The sequence below is a fragment of the Tychonema sp. LEGE 06208 genome (genome assembly GCF_015207505.1).
Taxonomy (GTDB): domain Bacteria; phylum Cyanobacteriota; class Cyanobacteriia; order Cyanobacteriales; family Microcoleaceae; genus Microcoleus.
In genome coordinates, this window is the sequence record NZ_JADEWT010000128.1 from 1 (window position 1) to 17,715 (window position 17,715).

Here is a 17,715-nt window from a genome sequence, read left to right on the forward strand (position 1 = left end):
CCTCTCCCCCTCTCCCAATTTCCCCCTCTCCCAATCCTGCCAACAGTGCTCCGCTGGAAAATTTAGAGGGATATTACCAGCAACTAGAAACACTGCTGCTGAAAATTGGATATTTGCAGCCGCACACAGCAGCGAGTCGGATGGAAAAGTTTCGGCGTTTGTACAATCGCGCCTATCCGACAGTGGATGAAGTCGCCATGCTGCGGGGCACTCTCCGCCAAACAGATTGGGCAATAAAAAATTACGCGCGATCGCCAGTTTCTGATACTCTGGATGCGTTGCCGGAAAATCCAGCGGATAGCTAGGAGAAATGCAGATAATTTGGGAGGTAAGATTGAGGCTTGTTGGCGAACAGGATTTACCCGCTTGTCACCAAAGAAACCGGGTTTCTTGACTAAAAACCTCAAATTCACGGTAATTTCCCGGCAAGAAACCCGGTTTCTACCACGGGTGCGTTTCCGATAAATCTAAAATTCCCAATCTAAAATCTCAAATTGATTGGCTGACAACCTAAAAAATCTTAAACTTGAAATTTACAGCGCAGAAGGAGTAAGACGTGGCAGAGCGGTTTCCCAAACGATCGATATTATCAGTGATGTCCTCGATAGCCTCTACCAACTCCGGGCCACAACCGCCTAAATCGGGCAAAACAAGTCAGTCTGGCAAATCCGGCCGCCGCCGCCCGCCCCAACCGCCAAACGGCCCAGAAATTCCAGCATCCGAACCTGCCACTTTATCACCGCAACCAAGCCGCGTCACGAAAATTAGAGCCAATTCTCCCGCGCCTTCCCCCGAAGAATTGAATGCACAGGACTTTTTGTCCGATCCCAAATCGGCAATTAACCCTAGAAAACCCAAAACTACCAAAATTTCGCAGTCGAAAAGCCGCCAATCGCGCAAAAAAAATCTCGCGGCTGTCGATTTGTTCGATTTTCCACAGCCAAGTCTGGAAAATGTAAGTTCGATCGCCAGCAATCCCATCAACGAACCCGAAACTACAACAACCCGCGCCCCCCGCAAAAGTCACTCCAGTGCGCCCCCAACGGCTATTCTAGAGCTGGAAACAGCCCCAAAGGTCAAAAAAGCCCCTGTGCCGAAACCGCGCCCGCAAGGGAGCAATAGACCAGGCAAAAAATCTGCTGTTCCCAGGGTGCCGCCGTTGGTGTACGCCACTCGGTTGTTGATTTTGGGAGTTGGGATTGCGGTGATTTGCGGTACTCTGCTGTCGGTGGCGAATGCTGTGAATCGATCGGCTGTAGCGACACAAGAAACGCCCGCACAGCCAAAAAACCCAGCCGACAGCGCAGTTGCAGCCCCGCTGGCTTCAGAAGCCCTACAACTGAATCAAGAATTAGGAGCTTTGAAAACACAAGTTCAGGTGATGGCAACAGAAAATCCTACCTTGAATGCGGGGATATTTTTAGTTGATTTAGATACTGGAAGCTACCTAAATTTTAACGGCGACGTGCCTTTTTCTTCAGCTAGCACGATTAAATTGCCGATTTTAGCAGCTTTTTTCCAAGCAGTTGATGAAGGCAAAGTGCGGTTAGATCAGGTGCTGACGCTGAAGCCGGAACATATTGTGGGCGGTTCTGGACAAATGCAGGACGATCCGGCGGGTACGAAATATTCGGCTTTGGAAGTTGTCACAAAGATGATTGTAGTCAGTGACAATACGGCGACAAATATGATGATTGAATTGTTGGGAGGTGCTGAGGTTTTGAATCAGCATTTTGCCGCTTGGGGTTTGAGGGCGACGGTACTGCGAAATAAGTTGCCGGATTTGGAGGGAACTAATACTACTAGCCCGAAGGATTTGATTAATGTTATGGCGCAGATCGATCGCGGAAATTTGGTTTCGGTTAAGTCGCGCGATCGCATTTTGCAAATCATGCGGCAAACAAAAAACGATACTTTGCTACCGAGAGGTTTGGGGGAAGGTTCAGTTATTGCTCACAAAACGGGTAATATTAATACGATGCTGGCCGATGCGGGGATGGTGGATTTGCCGAACGGGAAGCGTTATTTGGTGGCGGTGATGGTGAAGCATCCGGTGGAAAATGAGAAGCCTGCTCAAAGTTTGATTCGGGATATTTCTAAGATGAGTTACCGCTATTTGAACGACGGGGAAACGCCTGCAGATTCAAAGGTGAAAATTAAAAATTAATTAATTCGCCTTAAAATAAGTAAGTCGGTGGGGAAAAACACAACTGTGTTAAGAAAGATAAATGAGGCTAAAACCCCAATCCCTCCTGCATTCTGTCTCCTGACTCCTGGCTCTTCCCAACTACAAATATTTACGCCTTTCTACTTAGTTTCGCAGTCAGGACTTGAGTTCGCACAACATCGGAGGACTAAAATCCTAACTGCGAACCTATAACTTAGAGGCTGTTCGGACAATTTTTCACTCTTCCGGGATCCTGAGTGCGAGTGCTGTAGACTTCAGAAAGTATAAATGATTTTGTATGATGAAATTACACGCCCCAATTGCTTGTTTGCTAGCGCTTTCAACTTTAGCTGCGGGAGTTTCTCCCGCATTCAGCAATCCCCTTCGTTCTGCTGAAAGCGAAGTGACGGATATTACGGTTATTTCCAACAATATTGAATTGAATCGCGCGAAAAATTTAGCCCGTCAAGCAGCAGAAAATGCTAATGGTGGTTTGGGAAAATATCGAGCGGAAGCGGCGATGCACGGTGCTTCGGAGGAGTCGCCTTTTGTTGATAATGGGGATGGTTCTTGGACGTTTACTTTTCAAGGTCACAAACCGGGTGCGTCTGTTTATACGGTGGAGACGGTGGTGACGGTTTTTCAAGATGGGAGGGTGAGGGTGGATTACAACGGGCGGATTCGCAGTTCGTTGAATTTCAGGTAATCGATCGTAAAAGTATCATTTCAGCCACCGGCGATGGCTTGAGGCAAAAAAATTAACATCCCTCAAAATTAATCACAGCAAGCATTACAGCGTTTGCGGTCATCGTTTTTTTTCGGCACTGCACCTCAAACCCTTGCTGTGCAAGCAATACAGCCGAAAAGCTTGACCCCTCAAAAAAACACCTACCGATGACCGCAAAAACTCATGAATCAGAACCGGGCTATAAAACTCCCACTGCTGAGAGTTCCTCAGCCTCTTTCTCATCCATCTCGTCGAGTTTCTGCCAAACTTCGTGCATCAATTCATTCAACCCAACTCGACTCACAGCGGAAATCAACAAAACCGGAGCACCGCTAATTTCTTGCAATCGCCCGATCGCACTGGCAATTTCCTCATCCTCAAGATCGATCGCATCCACCTTATTCAAAGCCAAAATCTGCGGCCGCCGTGCTAAACCACGCCCGTAGGCCTTCAACTCATCCTGAATTGTAATGTAATCTGCGATCGGATCTTCATCAGTAATATCAATTAAATGCAGCAACAACCGAGTCCGTTCAATGTGTCGCAAAAACTCATAACCCAAACCCGCACCTTCGTGAGCCCCGGCAATTAATCCCGGAATATCAGCAAAAACAGTACCGTCACCAGTCGGCTTTCTAACTACCCCCAAATTCGGAATTAAGGTTGTAAACGGATAATCTGCAATCTTAGGACGAGCCGACGACAAAGCAGAAATCAGCGTTGACTTACCAGCATTAGGCAAACCAATAATTCCCACTTCAGCTAATAGCTTTAATTCCAGCCGCAAAAACTTGTGATCGCCTTCCTTTCCCGGTAACGCATAATCAGGAGCCCGGTTAGAATTCGTCAAAAAACACTTATTACCCAAACCGCCCTTGCCACCTTGAGCAATACAAATAGTCTGTCCGGGAACCACCAAATCTGCTAAAATCGCCTGAGTTTCGGCATCGTAAACTACCGTACCGCAGGGAACCTCGATCGTGCGATCGTCCCCAGAAGCCCCAGTCATATTCTTCGGCGCGCCCCGCTTCCCGTCTTGAGCTTTAAAAATCCGGTTGTACTGAAAATCTAGCAGCGTTTGCAAACTTTCCACCGCCACCACAAACACAGAACCGCCGCGCCCGCCCGTACCGCCACTAGGCCCGCCCGCCGGCACATACTTTTCTCTGCGAAAAGCGATCATACCGTCGCCGCCCTTACCCGCCACGACTTGAATATCAGCTCGATCGATAAATTGCATAATTTAATCAATAGTAATCAGTCAACAGTCATTAGTCATCAGTCAGCAGTCATCAGTGTCAACTTAAGACTAAAACCTTTGGTATCTCTCGTTTTCATCCGAGTCTCGCTCCCCCTCGCATCCCCCTTAATCAGGGGAACTTTGAACACTTCCGGTTCTCCCCTCGTTAAGGGGGAGTAGCGAGTTCTTCCTGCTGGGCGATCGATAACTTAATCGTCAAACAGCAGACTCATACTAGCTTTAACGTTAATTTGACACTAATGGTTAGTATAATACCAGATTCCAGTAGAATATTGCTCTTTTTCTTGAGAATGCTGAGGCTGCCTAAAAAAGTCTAATCGCGAATTACAGTCGCTGGAAAAATATAATTTTAACAACAAATTTGCTATTAGCAGGACTTACCCACAAAAATTGAATAAACCGAGTTTTTCTACTGGGGCGGATGGCTATAACGATTCTTTTTTCCAGAAAAACCCGGCTTTTTGCATCCCGGACTAATTAGCAGTCATTGGTTAATCGTTACATTCATTAATCCCAGATTTCGCAATGTCTAAATGACCAATGACCAATGACTAATGACCAATGACCAATGACTAATGACCAATGACTAATGACTGCTAACAATATGACGATACATCTTCCTGACAATCATCTGCTAAATAGCAGAGAGCTCGAAAGCGCATCCCCACCAACTGTTCGTAAAGCGGGTTAATCTTGCACATCGCCGGAATGTGAACGATTTTGTGCCCGAACAATACAACATCTCGCTCAAACGGACATTGTGGCGGAATCATTTTGCAGACAAAATGTGCCACTTTGGGATCGTGAATTTCCCAGCCGTCCAGCCAATCTTTAACCGGTTGCAGGACGTTTTTGTGGTGTGGTTTGCGTAGGGGAGATGACAGGGGTGTGCCGGCGGGGACGGAATTTGAATCAAAGGCTATTTGGCTGTTTGGCCCTTGGGGGTCGCAGTTGCTGTCTGCGATGGTGTGTCGCAGAGATTCGATCGCCTCGATGTTGTGACCCAAAGCTGTGCAAAACTTGTACAGTACCTCATCTTCGCTCAGCGAGTACGTACCGTCTGCTAAGGCTACCATGACTGCTGTTCTCAAAAAATTCTCCCCGTTGGCGGTGCCTTTGCCTAACACAGCAGCTAGTTCCTCTGGCGCAATCGGTTCAAACTCTGTCTCAGCAGATACTGGATGTAATTCATCCTGAGTTAGGTTCGCAATGATTTTTTGCTCGTTTTCGTCAAAGTTGCCGTCAGCCCAAGCAATTGTCAGCAATCCGCGCAGCCAAGCGGTAATTTCTTCATCGGTGCAGTTGGTTTTTGCGTTACTCATCAGCATTTCTAGTGGGATGTAGCAGTCTTTTTCTTGGTTTGGAGCGGGAGAAATATTCCCCTCTAAATAATTTTTACTGCTTTTTTGGTCGATCGAGCTTTTTGTGGAAGGTTTGTGCCTGAAGATTGCTCGAAATGCTTGTAGTGGACGTGTTAAAAGCATATTTTTTCTCTGGAGTTTCGCCGGTTAGCGAGTTAATTTATTGGCCACTTCTACTCCCCTAAAATGTCATCTATCGGGAGGAATAGGTTTTTCCGGTCTTGACTGTAGTTGCACGGATTCCAGATGGCGATCGAATTTTTCGCAAGAAATCACAGGTTTGCTAACACTAGGATCTGCTAGGAAACCGAGTTTTTCTCGCACGGGGCGATCGAACTTCGTTATGTTTATATCTTAATATATATTTTTGTGAATTTTTGTATATCGGCTGCAACATTTGACCGCGAGCCGACTTGATGATTTGGGAACAAAAAGATTTGAGGTTACTGTTAGCTTCTGTTGTTAAAGGTTTCGATTGCTGTGTCCGCCTCGAAACGATGGGATTGATTAAAAAAATTCCTCCAAAAGAAGTATAAAATTTGTTTGCCCAACCGTCTTTGTGAGGTGGGAATATGTGAGATTGTCGATCGAATTTAGGGATTTTTGAGGGTGGGGGACCAGGTGGCTAGCTTGGTATCAGGTGCGTCGCTGTGAAATTATCGATCGAATTGAGGGATTCTTGAGGGCGGCGCACTCTACAACTGACAACTAACAACTGACAACTGACTACTGACAACTAACTACTGACTACTGACTACTGACTAACTGCGGCGACACAAAATCCAGCGCAATTCCATTGGCGGGCGGGCGTTTGCCATCGGGAAAACATCTCTACCGGTTGCCCAACTGGGAAACCAGGGGGTGGGCGGCCAGGCTGTTTCTGGTAGGTGGTGGCGTTCGTACTCCCACACCAACTCGTTGGATATTGGGACTAAGGGCAACCCTTCCATTGCCGCGGCGAGCTCACCGGGCGTGAATAAAGTAGACCAGGAAAGTTGGGCAACTTGTCGCACGAGGGCATCGGGCTGGTAGTCGCCGACGGTTAAAAATGTGCTGAACAGCAACACGCCTCCGGGAGAGAGGAAGTCGCACATTTTGGCTAGGAAAAGCCGTACTTGATCGCTGTCACGAAAATGCGAGATGACTTCGGCGGCAACTGCGAGTTGGTAGCCCGCTGGTTTCATCCGCATTAAGGGGTCGAGCACGTCGCCTTCGGTTACTGTGACGGGAAGGTTTTCGGCTGTTGCTGCTGCTTTGAGTTGTTCTGCAAAGCTTGGGGTGAGTTCGATCGCATCTACAGCATAGCCCAATCTCGCCAGGGGTAAGGTGTTGCGTCCGGTACCGGCCCCCACGTCTAATATGCGGATGCGATCGGGATTTCCCAATTTAGCAGCCGTTGCCATCAATTTTGCATCTGGATGAGAACCGAACAGGGGAGGTTCTCTGGTGTCTACCCAGGTTTTATACTGTTCTCCAACTGTTGAGGTAGTAACAATCACTTTGCAGGCCAAGCCTGTTTGCGGCGGCTGCACTGATTCGTATTGCAGGATCAGCATTGATGCTGTTGAGGTGCGGTAGCCTTGTTCTAATTTAGTGGCTAAAAGCTTTTTGAGTTCCTCCCTGCGGTCTTCTGGCAGGGGTCTGTCGAGGGTGGTAAATAGTTTTTCAATTGATTGGAGATAGTGGTTTAGCATTCCCGGCAGGCAGGGGAAAACTAATTCTCCGCGTGCGGTGGCGCGAGTGTTAATTTTGTAGAGGATGGCTTGCTGGAGAATGTCGGGATTTGTTACCAGCGGTAGTTGTTCGGTTTGGTCGATCGTGCTTTGGGCGCCCATAGGTTCCGGGAAGAAGTTATTAGTTAGTTGTTATTAGTTAGTTGTTATTAGTTAGTTGTTTTTAGTTAGTTGTTTTTAGTTGTTAGTTGTAAAATAATGAGAGCTAATTATACAACAACTTAAGACGATAAAAAAGCAGATTTTGGATTTATTTTGTTTGGTAGCTGAGGATTTTTAGATTGTAGAAAATCCGATTTGAGAGCTTTATTTTGGATAAGTCTCAAATTTCAAATTTCAAATCGACTAAGCCCTAAACCCGAGTGTCTCTGAAAATGGGAGTTAGGATCTCGATCGACTGTGGCGCATTTAAATTGTATGTTGGCCGGCGAGGTGGAAAAAGCAAAGATTCAAGTCTTTTGGCCTTCTCCGCCTCTGTGCTCTATCCCATCAGCCATAACAGCCAATGTATATGGGTAGGAACTAAAAGCTGGGCTTAGTTGCTGCCGGTAAAAGTTACTTCGGGGAACTTCGATTGAGCTTCTGTCATCGGGCGCCGTCTGCCTTCTTCTTGCCAGTAGTTGATGACTTCTGTGGCTTGGTTTAGGATTTCGACGCGATCGTTGTCAGCAATCCAGTGTTTGGCTTCGAGTTCGTTTTTGAGGTCTTCCCACGCATCTTTGCGCGGCCAGAAAAAGTAGGATGTCAGCGGGCTAGTTCCTTTGCCGACAACTTGGTCAACGGCGAGGGCAACATTCTCTTCTAGCCAGAGAACTTTTAAGATGAACTTGGACAAGCAAACCTCCAGGGTTTCGATAGAATTTGTTAAAAATTTCTACAATCGCTAAGCGTAGCACATTCTGTTCGATAATGAGCGATCGGTGATTAAAAGTTTTGTCACGCGGCTGGGTTTCGCGCCCCTTCTGGGCCCTAAATCAATCAAATTTGTGCAAAACTCGCCCCAGTTACCAGGATAATTAAGTTGTGAACAGAGTTATTTTAGTTTTTGATATTGACGGTGTGGTGCGGGATGTGTCCGGTTCCTACAGGCGGGCGATCGCGGATGCGGTGGAACACTTCACGGCTGGTGCTTTTCGCCCAAATTCTCTGGATATCGACTCTCTGAAGTCTGAGGGAGTGTGGAATAATGACTGGGAAGCGTCTTTTGAGTTAGTTTGCCGTTATTTTGAGGCAATCGGGCGATCGAGAAATCAACTCGCTTTCAACTATGACGAATTAGTCGCTTTTTTCCAAAGTCGCTATCGCGGGCCCGATGAGCAAAATTGGACTGGTTACATTTGCGACGAACCGCTGCTGTTAAGTCCGGCTTACCTAGAAAATTTAACGCTTGGCGGTGTTGCTTGGGGCTTTTTTAGCGGGGCGATGCGGGATGAAGCAGCTTATGTTTTGTCAGGGAAACTGAGTTTAAATTCCCCTGTGTTGGTGGCGATGGAAGATGCACCGGGAAAACCAGATCCGACTGGACTTTTCGCAGCAATTGAACAGTTGGAAAACCTGCACGGTTTAGCAAAGAATTTGCCCGTGGTTTATGCCGGAGATACTGTTGCCGATATTTACACGGTGGTGAAGGCGCGGGAATTGCAACCAAATCGGGTTTGGCTGGGTATGGGAATTTTGCCGCCTCATGTTTTGGATGATTCTGTGCGCTGCGAGGCTTATAGTGCAGCGCTGAAAAAAGCAGGTGCTGCAGCGGTTTTGCGGAATGTTGAGGAGTTGACGGCGGTGCGGATTCGAGAATTAGTCAGTGGTTAGTTGTTGGTTGTTATTAGTTATTGGTTAGTTGTTATTAGTTATTGGTTATTGGTTAGTTGTTGGTTAGTTGTTGGTTATTTGTTGTTATTGGTTAGTTGGGAAAGTAACAGACCCCTTGATGATTCGGCGGTTGAAACCGCGTCTACAGAAACGATGTCGGCCTGCCCCGGCTGTTTCATAAAGGCGATCGCCAACCCGGATTTGGCATGACAACGAACAACTGCCAACTGACAACGAACAACTAACCAATAACCAATAACAACTAACCAATAACAACTAACCAATAACAACTAACCAATAACAACTGATAACTTTCCCTTTAAGATTATTTTAAGTTCAAGAATTTGTCTAGGGCGCTGACTACAACTGGCGGCCAGCGGCGGGTATTTGCAACCCAATCGAGGTCTTTGTAGCGGGAATCGAGGCCGACTGCGGCTACCCAATTGCTCTCAGCTTCGCCGCGATTTCCAGCTTCCCAAAGACAGGCGCTGAGGGCGGCTCTCATGTCGGCAAATTGAGGGTATCTGCGGACGATGTTTTTCATGTTGCGAATTGCTTCTTTGGTTTGCCCGTTTTGATACAGTGCTAGGGCGTGGTTGGCGCGAGCAAAGGCGTATTCGGGGGCTAGTTCAAAGGCTTTGTTGTAGTCGGAAATTGCTGGTTCCCATTCTCCTAAACCTGCTTCGGCGTTACCTCGGTTGTTGTAGGCGGCTGGATCTTGGGGGTCTAATTCTAGTACGTGATTGTAGTCGGCGATGGCTTCTTCCCAACGTCCTAAACCTTCTAGGGCTGTGCCGCGGTTGAGGTAGGGATCGGGGGCTTCGGGAGCTAGTTCGATCGCCTTTTCGTAGTCAGCAATTGCTGGTTGCAGTTTGTTTTGGCTGACTCTAGAATTGCCTCGGTTGCTCCAAGCGGCTGCTTGTGAGGGAAATTTTTCGATGATTTGAGTCCAGAAAATTTCTGCGGCGGGAAATTTGCCTTCGTTTGTGGCTTCAAAAGCTTTTTGAATGAGTTCTGCTAATTCCTGCTGGGAAGCTGCAATGTCTGCGGGTTGTGATTGTGCGGCGGCGGGCGCGATGTTTCCCAACCAAACTAACCCGGTTACAATTAATACTGTAAAGAATGTGACAAGTGAGCGAATCATTTTTGTTAGTTGAAACTTTACTAAACATATTATTAACCGAAATTGCGGGCGTTGGTTAGGGGATGTTGGAAAAGTCTCGGCGACTTAAGTCGCAGCTAGACAGACAAAACCAGCCTCCGCAGGTTCTGAAACCCTGGATTTTCTTGAGAAAAGTCTCGGCGACTTAAGTCGCAGCTACACAAACAAAACCAGCCTCCGCAGGTTCTAAAACCCTGGATTTTCTTGAGTTGGCGCAGGCGGACTTTGGTTGTGTAGTTGCGGTTTTAACCGCCAGTTTGTGTAGTCGCTAAGGATAATTTAATGAAAAAACGATTGCTAATTTTGGGCGGAACGGGGGATGCTGCTAAACTGGCTGCCAGAGCGTCTCAAATCGCCGATATTGAGGTGGTTTCTTCCCTAGCAGGACGCACTCAGCAGCCTTTTACTCCAAAAACGGGTACGGTGCGAATTGGGGGGTTTGGTGGGGCGGCTGGGCTGGTGGCGTTTTTGGATTGTAGCCCGATCGACTTATTAATCGATGCGACTCATCCGTTTGCGGCTCGGATTTCTGTTAATGCTGCGATCGCTGCTGCTGAGTGCAACGTGCCTCATTTGATGCTGGTGCGCCCTGCTTGGGAGATGGTGGAGGGCGATCGCTGGATTGAAGTTGGCAGCCACTCGGAGGCTGCAAGGGCTTTATCAGGGCAGTCTCAGCGGGTATTTCTGACGATTGGCAGGCAGGAATTGGCGGAGTTTGCTGGTTTGGATGCTATTTGGTTCTTGATGCGGGCGATCGATCCTCCTGCACCAAACACTCCTATTCCTAACGGTAAATTGTTATTAGCAAGGGGGCCTTTTTCATTGAAAGATGAGCGGGAGTTGCTGTTAGAATATCGCATTGATACAATTGTCAGCAAAAACAGTGGTGGCGCTGCTACCTATGCAAAAATTGTCGCTGCTAGGGAACTGGGAATTCCGGTGGTGATGGTGCAGCGGCCGCAGATTCCCAATGTCGATCGGGTTGCTGATGTGGAAGGGGCGATTTCTTGGTTGGTTGAGCAGTTGAATTGAAAATCACAAGTTACGCACTTCCACTAAAGAAACCGGGTTTTTCTGAATCTGCGCGTGACAACGAAATATTGTCGAGAAAAACCCGGTTTCTAACCCCCGTGCGTCAATTTCTAATTATTTGTTTTGTTCTCAGTATTCAAAGAGTTAAGATGATTATTCATTTCTTGTAAATATGCTTTTAAAACTGGATATTGCGAAGTTGTTAGCAGCGGGTCTTTTTTCTGGGTGACAATTGTTTCTAAGGGCAGAATCCGATAATTATATTTATTGTTCAGAGTATAGCGCTGTACCCAAGTCGGAATCGTTTTGATGCTGGTAATTTCTGTAGTTTTTTCAGGAAGCTTTTTGCGGATATTTACTTGCAAAATTACGCCTAAATCGGTATATTTTTGAGTCTGACCGGAAATAAAATTTCCCATTGAATAAATTGCTACAGCTTTGCGGGTTTTCCCGTTTTTTCCGGGGAAGTTAAAGATTTTGTAAGGTTGGACGACGTGGGGATGACTGCCGAGAATGATGTCTGCACCGGCTTTGAGCAGGTTTTCCACTAATTGTTTTTGTTGGGTGTTTGGCTGTCGCTGATATTCGTCGCCAAAATGCAGGGAAATTGCGATTATATCTGCTCCTTGTTTGCGGGCTTTGGCTATGTCTTTGATGATCTTTTTTTCGTCGATTAGGGAAACTAAGTAGTCTTTGCCTTTGGGTATGGGGATGCCGTTTGTGCCGTAGCTGTAGGCTAGCATGGCTAGTGAAATATTGTTTTTGGTGATGATTAAAGTGCGATCGCCCGTAGCTTTCGATTTGGCTGTTCCTGTGGAGGCAATTTGCCGATCGCCCAAATTTGCGATCGTCCTAATTATGCCTGTTTCTCCCCTATCCAAAGCATGATTGTTCGCAGTTGTCAAGATATTAAATCCGGCTTTTTTAGCAGCATCCAGTAATTGAGCCGGTGCGTTGAATAGGGGATAGCCCGTATATCCGCCCGCATCTTTGCCGGCTAAGGGTGTTTCGAGATTTCCCGTTACCCAATCGCCTTTTGAGAGGATGCTTTTAACTGGTGCGAAGAAATTGTCAAAATTGTATGTTTGTTTTTTTGCGTCGTAGCCGGAGATTGTTTGGGTACTGTGCATCATGATGTCGCCGACAGCAATTAATTTTGCTTCTTTAATCTCCGACTTTGGCTTGGCCGGAACAGATGCTGCTGCAATTGGCGATGGCGTCCCGCCCCGCAAGCTACGACTTTCTGCAGGCTGCGTGTTAGTTTTTGGGGTTTGGATGTTGCAGCTTGCGATCGAAAGCATGGCAATTACCGAGAGCGATCGACTAAAATTCATGATTTATGATAGTGATATTAGTTCAAAAAAACAATGCAAGTGCAGGCAATATCCCAACTATTATGTCATCAATTATTCAATAATATAACCCAACACTTTTGGGTGAAAAATACCGGGCAGTTTAAACCAGGTTTTATACAAGCTTGCACCCGCACCAGGAGGCTGGGCGAAGCCGAAAGTCCTGGTGCGGGTTGAATACCGGGCCGTTAAAATTACCTTATTGTCAGTTGGGGTTGCTAATCTATCCAGACGATCGATAATACCTGCCAATAATTGACCATCTCAAAAACCCGTCTCTACCTAATCATAAATCGCTAAATTCCCTATTGCCGCCACCTGTCAAATTGGTCTTCAGAACAACCATTAATAAATTTATTGTTCACCCAACCGTTAAGGATTGTCAAAGTTTCATTAGGAGGATTCCCCGAAAATCTCGCCACAATTTTCACCCAATCACCTTGTCTGGTGACGGCCCGAACTCCGTCTCCTCTTTTGAGTTTAGCTACAACCGCGTACTTATTGCCGGGGCCTTTGCGAATGTTGACTGCGCCACCTTCACCTGTAATAAATGAGCACTGAGTTTGTTTTTTTAAAGCTTCTACTTTTTGGGAAGAAAGATTTTGCTGTCTGCCAAAAACGGGAAAGCTGTAAAGTGAGAAGCTTAAAGTTGCAACTGCCGCTGCAATGAAAAAGGCTTTTGATTGAGTAAAAATTAGCATTTCTTTAATCTCCTCGGGTTGGAAAAACTGAAGTCCGAACGACCGAACTGTTATTGGACTGTTATTTGATGGAAGCAAACCATTCGGTAATGCCTTGGGCAATTGCCTCGGCTAACTTCTGCTGTTCTGTCGGATTTACAATCCATTCAAATTCTTCGGGATTAATCATAAATCCCAATTCCATTAAAACAGATGGAGTAACTGCAGGACGAGTCATGGCTAGGTTGTTCCAGAATACACCATAGCTCGGACGGTTCAAATTGGCAACTAAATAATTGTGAAGAAACATTCCCAAACTGTGGGCTTGGGGATGAAACCAGAAAGCGCCGACACCTTTAGTATTAATTGCATCGCCGTTATCCGGCAAGGCATTGTAATGAATCGAAATTGCGATCGCCGGTTCTTCTTTTTGAATCATTTCTACCCTCGGCGGCAAATCCAAATCGACATCTTCCACCCGCGTCATTACCACATTTGCGCCCCGATTTACCAATTCTTCTCGCACTAATTTCGACACAATTAAAGCTACTGTTTTTTCGCGATAGCCCGTGGGCCCCACACCCCCGGAATCTTCCGGCCCGCCGTGTCCCGGATCGAGGAGAATTTTGATTCCCGACAGCGGTTTTGCTGACGAATTCGGCATCATGCTGGTATTCGCAGGAGGGTGTTTTAAAGACAACACTAAAGTTGTGCCATCGTATCTCAATTTGTAGCCCCACTGCTGGGCAGACTTGAGATTGAAAGTATATTGTACTTGCAGCGGCGATGTTTGTTGCCATACCAAACTCGAAATTACTGGGTCATCGTCGAGGCGAATAATGTCAGTTTGAGCGGTGGTATTGTAGAGTGTTAATGTGAAGGTACGTTCTCCTTCTTGCACGGTGACTGGGACTGGTATTTCTAAGGGAAATAAAACCTCTGTCCAGCCTGGAACTTGACGCGATCGCGCGCTGCGAATAATCGATCGCGCGGGAACTGCATCCTTGACAATTTGCACTTCTGATGCTTTGATCCAAGCACCGTAATCGAGCCGAATCCATTCTCCCTCGCGCCCGATAACTGTTGCTCGCGTTCCCTTCGGTAGCGGTGTCATCCGAGAAAAATCTGTACTCGCCCCGGTTCTGGCGATACCAGCATCTGCTGTTACTTCGGCTATTTCTAACTCTGCGGGGGAGAGAATAGAAATCTTGCCGGTACCTTGCTGGCTGATAGTTCGATCGTTCATTGTTAGCTCAAATACTGGCACTCCTAAATCAATTTTTTCTGTTTTTGGTAGCGAGGAGTTAGACTCATTTTCGCCCTTGAGCAAGGGTGGATTTGGGGGAGTTATAGCGCAGCCTTGATACTGTTCGATGCTGCTTTTGGCGATCGGGGAATTTTCACCTAGCAGTACAGATTTGTTGTCTGGGAGTTCGACTTGCGATCGCGCTTTTAAAGGAATAGTAACGCCAGCCAATTTTACCGCAACTAAAGCATTCGCCGGGGCGATCGCCCCAAAGCAAATATATTCCCCCGGTAAACTCGCGACATCGACTTTCGGCGTCAGGGAATTTTTAGCAAAAGCCAATCCAGCGGGGACTTCCGGCTGATTCGACTCCCGCGTCACCTTAATTTGAACTTGCTGATTTTCGTAACGCAAGGTAAAGACATTTTCGCCTAATTGCAGGGGAACTGTCGGGGCGAAATGGCCCGCCCCGCTGCGCGGAATTTGTTGGCCATTTACCGATACTTGTCCGGTTGGGGGGGCGGTACCGATTAAAAAAATGCGATCGGCTATTGTTTTGTGGTTGGCGGGAGGATAGGCGACGGACAAAGGTTGAGCGGCCACAGCTACAGAGGCGATCGCCATTATCATCCCAAAGACAACTAATCCTAAAAATTTTCTCATGCTCAATTGAAATTAATTGACAGTCTGTTGGTTATTTATACTCGAACTTGCGCCAAGAAACCCGGTTTCTGCGAAAATATTGGGTTGAGTAACGAGAAATACGGAAAGAAACCGGGTTTTTGAGGATTAGGCGTAAGTCCTATTGACTATATAAGACCCAGTTTATCAGGTTGGTAGTTGCAATTGAGTTATCGGCGACATAAATTTTCTCATAAAACTATTAAATTTTAAGCGATCCCTACGTCATTCTCCACAGTTTATCCAAGGGATTGCTCGGTATTGTAAAATACAAAAAATCCCACAATCAGACAAACTCTCATAGTATATTGGGCAAAAATAGTTAATTTATGGTGATAAATATGGTAACTTATTTAAGCAAAAATAAGAGCTTTTAGCACGAAAATTAAAATATTTTAGCAGTTCAAGTGGGAGAACTATTCAAATTTACTTCAAAACAAAATAAGCTCATTGAAAAATTAGAACAAGAACTCGAAAGACTCAAAGAGACACAGCCAAGTAATAGCTTTTACATCATCAAAATCCCCATCAAACAATCTGATACAGAAATCAGAGACAGCCGCTTTTGATAACTCAAAATAGTCAGAACTCTAGCCAAAGCGTAAACCAGAGAGACAGCCAGGACATATCGGCAAAACCCGAAAAAGATTTGCGCGAGATAGATATGAAATCAGCACTCCTGACTAAGAGTGAGCATTGTGGTAGCAGAGAATTAAGTGACATTATTGGTTATAGTAAATCTAGGGTAGCGTGCTTAGTAGATAGACCAATTGAAGTAGTGCAATATCAACGAGCCAAATGTCAGTATAATGAATGTGGAGCCATAGTGATTGGGTCTGCCTCACCGGGTATAGTGCCAGGACAAGATTTGAGTATCGACCTACAAGCATTATTGGTATGGTTAGGTAAGCCTTCTTTAATTCCCCAATCTCAGACCTGAATCCTTACATCTCGAAGTTTTGACACTGCTTAGGGATTCGAGGTATAATTGTGTTCACGGGGTGACAACCTCTGGAACAAACTTGTCTCTCAAAGATTTTGAAGTTTCTGACTGCCAAAAAGATCAAGTCTTAGTGACCAAATTGTTGACACTGAACTGGAGAAATATCAAGATGAAAAGCACCAAACTAATTTATATGATTTTGCCCTACACGCGCCGGGAACTGCCGGGATGGGGAAAATTATTTGAAAACTTAGGTGGGTATAAAAGTGAATTGTGGAAAGATGCCCCTATCCGTACTATACGCGGCAAGTTTCATCAATATTTGATGACTCTCGATCTTTCCTCTTGGCACGAACGAATGACATATTTTCTAGGTCGCTACTACGAGTTAGATATCCAAAAATTCATGATCGAAGCCGTAAAACCGGGCGATAGTTTTATCGATGTCGGAGCTAATTTAGGAATGATTACTCTGATGGCAGCACGGTGTGTTACTCCGACAGGAACTGTACATTCCTTTGAACCAAATCCTTTGGTTTTTAAGCGATTGCAGGCGAATGTGAGTAACAATGAATTGCAGCAAGTTACCCTGCACAATTGCGGTCTTGCCGAAGGAGAAAGCGAACTAACACTAACTGTAGTCAATGAAGAGTTGGGGATGGGAACTTTTACAAAAATCCCTCAACAAGATGAGTCGCTAATTTCCAACCAGTATCAACTAACCGTGTATCGCGGAGATGACATTTTGCCTGAAGAATTACCAGGCATCACTTTTATTAAAATTGACGTAGAAGGGTTTGAACCCCTGGTAATTCGAGGGCTCGATCGCACAATTCAACGCCTGCATCCAGTAATCCTGACAGAGGTAGTGCCGGAACATCTAGAAAGGGGCGGTTTCAGTGTCAAAGAACTTTGCGAAATTATGCAAAATTACGGCTATCAACCTTTGAATATCTCTACCAAACGTTCTGGGTTGCGACATCACCTCCAATTAACTAAGCTTACAGATAATCAGATGACAGAAAATGTGTTGTGGCTGCATCCAGAAAATAATCTTTCTTCACGCCTTGAAAAGTATTTTAAAGAATCCTGAAATGGTTGAAAACCAGTTGATTTTCGCTTTAATTTAGGGGATGAAACGACTTTTTAACTATTGATTGAACATAAGGTTTGACATCAATAGTCTCTCAACCCATAATCAAAAAAATAAATCAAAACGCTATTTTTCTGTATCTCTGCAGCTTTATCGCTTCTGAGATTCATTTTTTTGACAACAATTTATAGCATCGAATCAATCAAAATTCTAGCCCCAAAAAACTGCTTTCTTTTCTTCCTTAGCACGCTTCGGTAACGAGACTTTCATCGGTTCGTAAAATACGTATTCGTGAAGCCAGCAGAGATTAAATTCAACCAGTCCAAACACAGCCCTATGAGACCTCCACAAAAAGAATGATCCAATAGCTATGTGGGTTTAGCGAAAATTTCTACAAACCATTTGTGAAGATTGGGGAGACGATGAATCTGGGTTTCAATTTCTGCCATAGCTAACTCCGAAAGT

General features: G+C 45.7%; 13 protein-coding genes and 1 pseudogene. 6 read left to right on the plus strand and 8 right to left on the minus strand.

Annotated features, from left to right (window positions below; translation table 11 throughout):
- The 3 genes and pseudogenes from IQ263_RS24335 to IQ263_RS24345 form a co-directional block, all read left to right on the plus strand.
- A pseudogene (locus IQ263_RS24335) lies at positions 1–305 on the plus strand (RNA methyltransferase); the annotation flags it as partial.
- A 251-nt stretch (positions 306–556) separates the two neighbouring features.
- On the plus strand, positions 557–2,167 hold the full coding sequence (locus IQ263_RS24340) for a serine hydrolase (protein ID WP_194070701.1): 1,611 nt from the start codon (positions 557–559) through the stop codon (positions 2,165–2,167).
- Between the two features lie 298 nt (positions 2,168–2,465).
- Positions 2,466–2,873: a hypothetical protein gene (locus tag IQ263_RS24345; RefSeq protein ID WP_228050322.1), complete on the plus strand. Its 408-nt coding sequence runs from the start codon at positions 2,466–2,468 to the stop codon at positions 2,871–2,873.
- Positions 2,874–3,093: 220 nt separating this feature from the next.
- Here the strand turns inward: IQ263_RS24345 and obgE are convergent, their stop codons facing one another.
- From obgE to IQ263_RS24365, 4 genes are all read right to left on the minus strand, one after another.
- Entirely contained in the window at positions 3,094–4,134 is a 1,041-nt protein-coding gene (gene obgE / locus IQ263_RS24350) for a GTPase ObgE (RefSeq protein ID WP_194070702.1), read from the minus strand.
- 617 nt (positions 4,135–4,751) lie between these two features.
- Positions 4,752–5,639 (minus strand): Mo-dependent nitrogenase C-terminal domain-containing protein, encoded by an 888-nt coding sequence (locus tag IQ263_RS24355; protein WP_194070703.1) that lies wholly within the window; start codon positions 5,637–5,639, stop codon positions 4,752–4,754.
- A 638-nt stretch (positions 5,640–6,277) separates the two neighbouring features.
- Positions 6,278–7,351, minus strand: coding sequence for a class I SAM-dependent methyltransferase (locus IQ263_RS24360; RefSeq protein WP_194012333.1), 1,074 nt, complete (start codon positions 7,349–7,351; stop codon positions 6,278–6,280).
- A 433-nt stretch (positions 7,352–7,784) separates the two neighbouring features.
- Positions 7,785–8,105, minus strand: a complete 321-nt coding sequence (locus tag IQ263_RS24365; protein WP_194012340.1) for a 30S ribosomal protein PSRP-3 — start codon at positions 8,103–8,105, stop codon at positions 7,785–7,787.
- A 167-nt stretch (positions 8,106–8,272) separates the two neighbouring features.
- On the opposite strand from IQ263_RS24365, the gene IQ263_RS24370 reads away from it, so the two are divergent.
- Entirely contained in the window at positions 8,273–9,061 is a 789-nt protein-coding gene (locus IQ263_RS24370; protein WP_194070704.1) for a TIGR01548 family HAD-type hydrolase, read from the plus strand.
- 325 nt (positions 9,062–9,386) lie between these two features.
- Here the strand turns inward: IQ263_RS24370 and IQ263_RS24375 are convergent, their stop codons facing one another.
- Positions 9,387–10,205 (minus strand): tetratricopeptide repeat protein, encoded by an 819-nt coding sequence (locus tag IQ263_RS24375; protein WP_194070705.1) that lies wholly within the window; start codon positions 10,203–10,205, stop codon positions 9,387–9,389.
- 300 nt (positions 10,206–10,505) lie between these two features.
- Here IQ263_RS24375 and IQ263_RS24380 point away from each other — a divergent pair, with 300 nt between their 5' ends.
- Entirely contained in the window at positions 10,506–11,255 is a 750-nt protein-coding gene (locus IQ263_RS24380; RefSeq protein WP_194070706.1) for a cobalt-precorrin-6A reductase, read from the plus strand.
- A 110-nt stretch (positions 11,256–11,365) separates the two neighbouring features.
- On the opposite strand, the gene IQ263_RS24385 is transcribed toward IQ263_RS24380, so the two are convergent.
- The 3 genes from IQ263_RS24385 to IQ263_RS24395 form a co-directional block, all read right to left on the minus strand.
- Complete coding sequence (locus tag IQ263_RS24385; RefSeq protein ID WP_194070707.1) at positions 11,366–12,589, minus strand: CapA family protein; 1,224 nt, start codon at positions 12,587–12,589, stop codon at positions 11,366–11,368.
- 323 nt (positions 12,590–12,912) lie between these two features.
- On the minus strand, positions 12,913–13,308 hold the full coding sequence (locus IQ263_RS24390; RefSeq protein ID WP_194070708.1) for an SH3 domain-containing protein: 396 nt from the start codon (positions 13,306–13,308) through the stop codon (positions 12,913–12,915).
- 61 nt (positions 13,309–13,369) lie between these two features.
- Positions 13,370–15,196, minus strand: a complete 1,827-nt coding sequence (locus tag IQ263_RS24395) for an N-acetylmuramoyl-L-alanine amidase (RefSeq protein WP_194070709.1) — start codon at positions 15,194–15,196, stop codon at positions 13,370–13,372.
- 1,130 nt (positions 15,197–16,326) lie between these two features.
- Between IQ263_RS24395 and IQ263_RS24400 the strand changes: the two genes are divergently transcribed.
- Complete coding sequence (locus IQ263_RS24400) at positions 16,327–17,250, plus strand: FkbM family methyltransferase (protein ID WP_194070710.1); 924 nt, start codon at positions 16,327–16,329, stop codon at positions 17,248–17,250.
- The last annotated feature ends 465 nt before the right edge of the window (positions 17,251–17,715 follow it).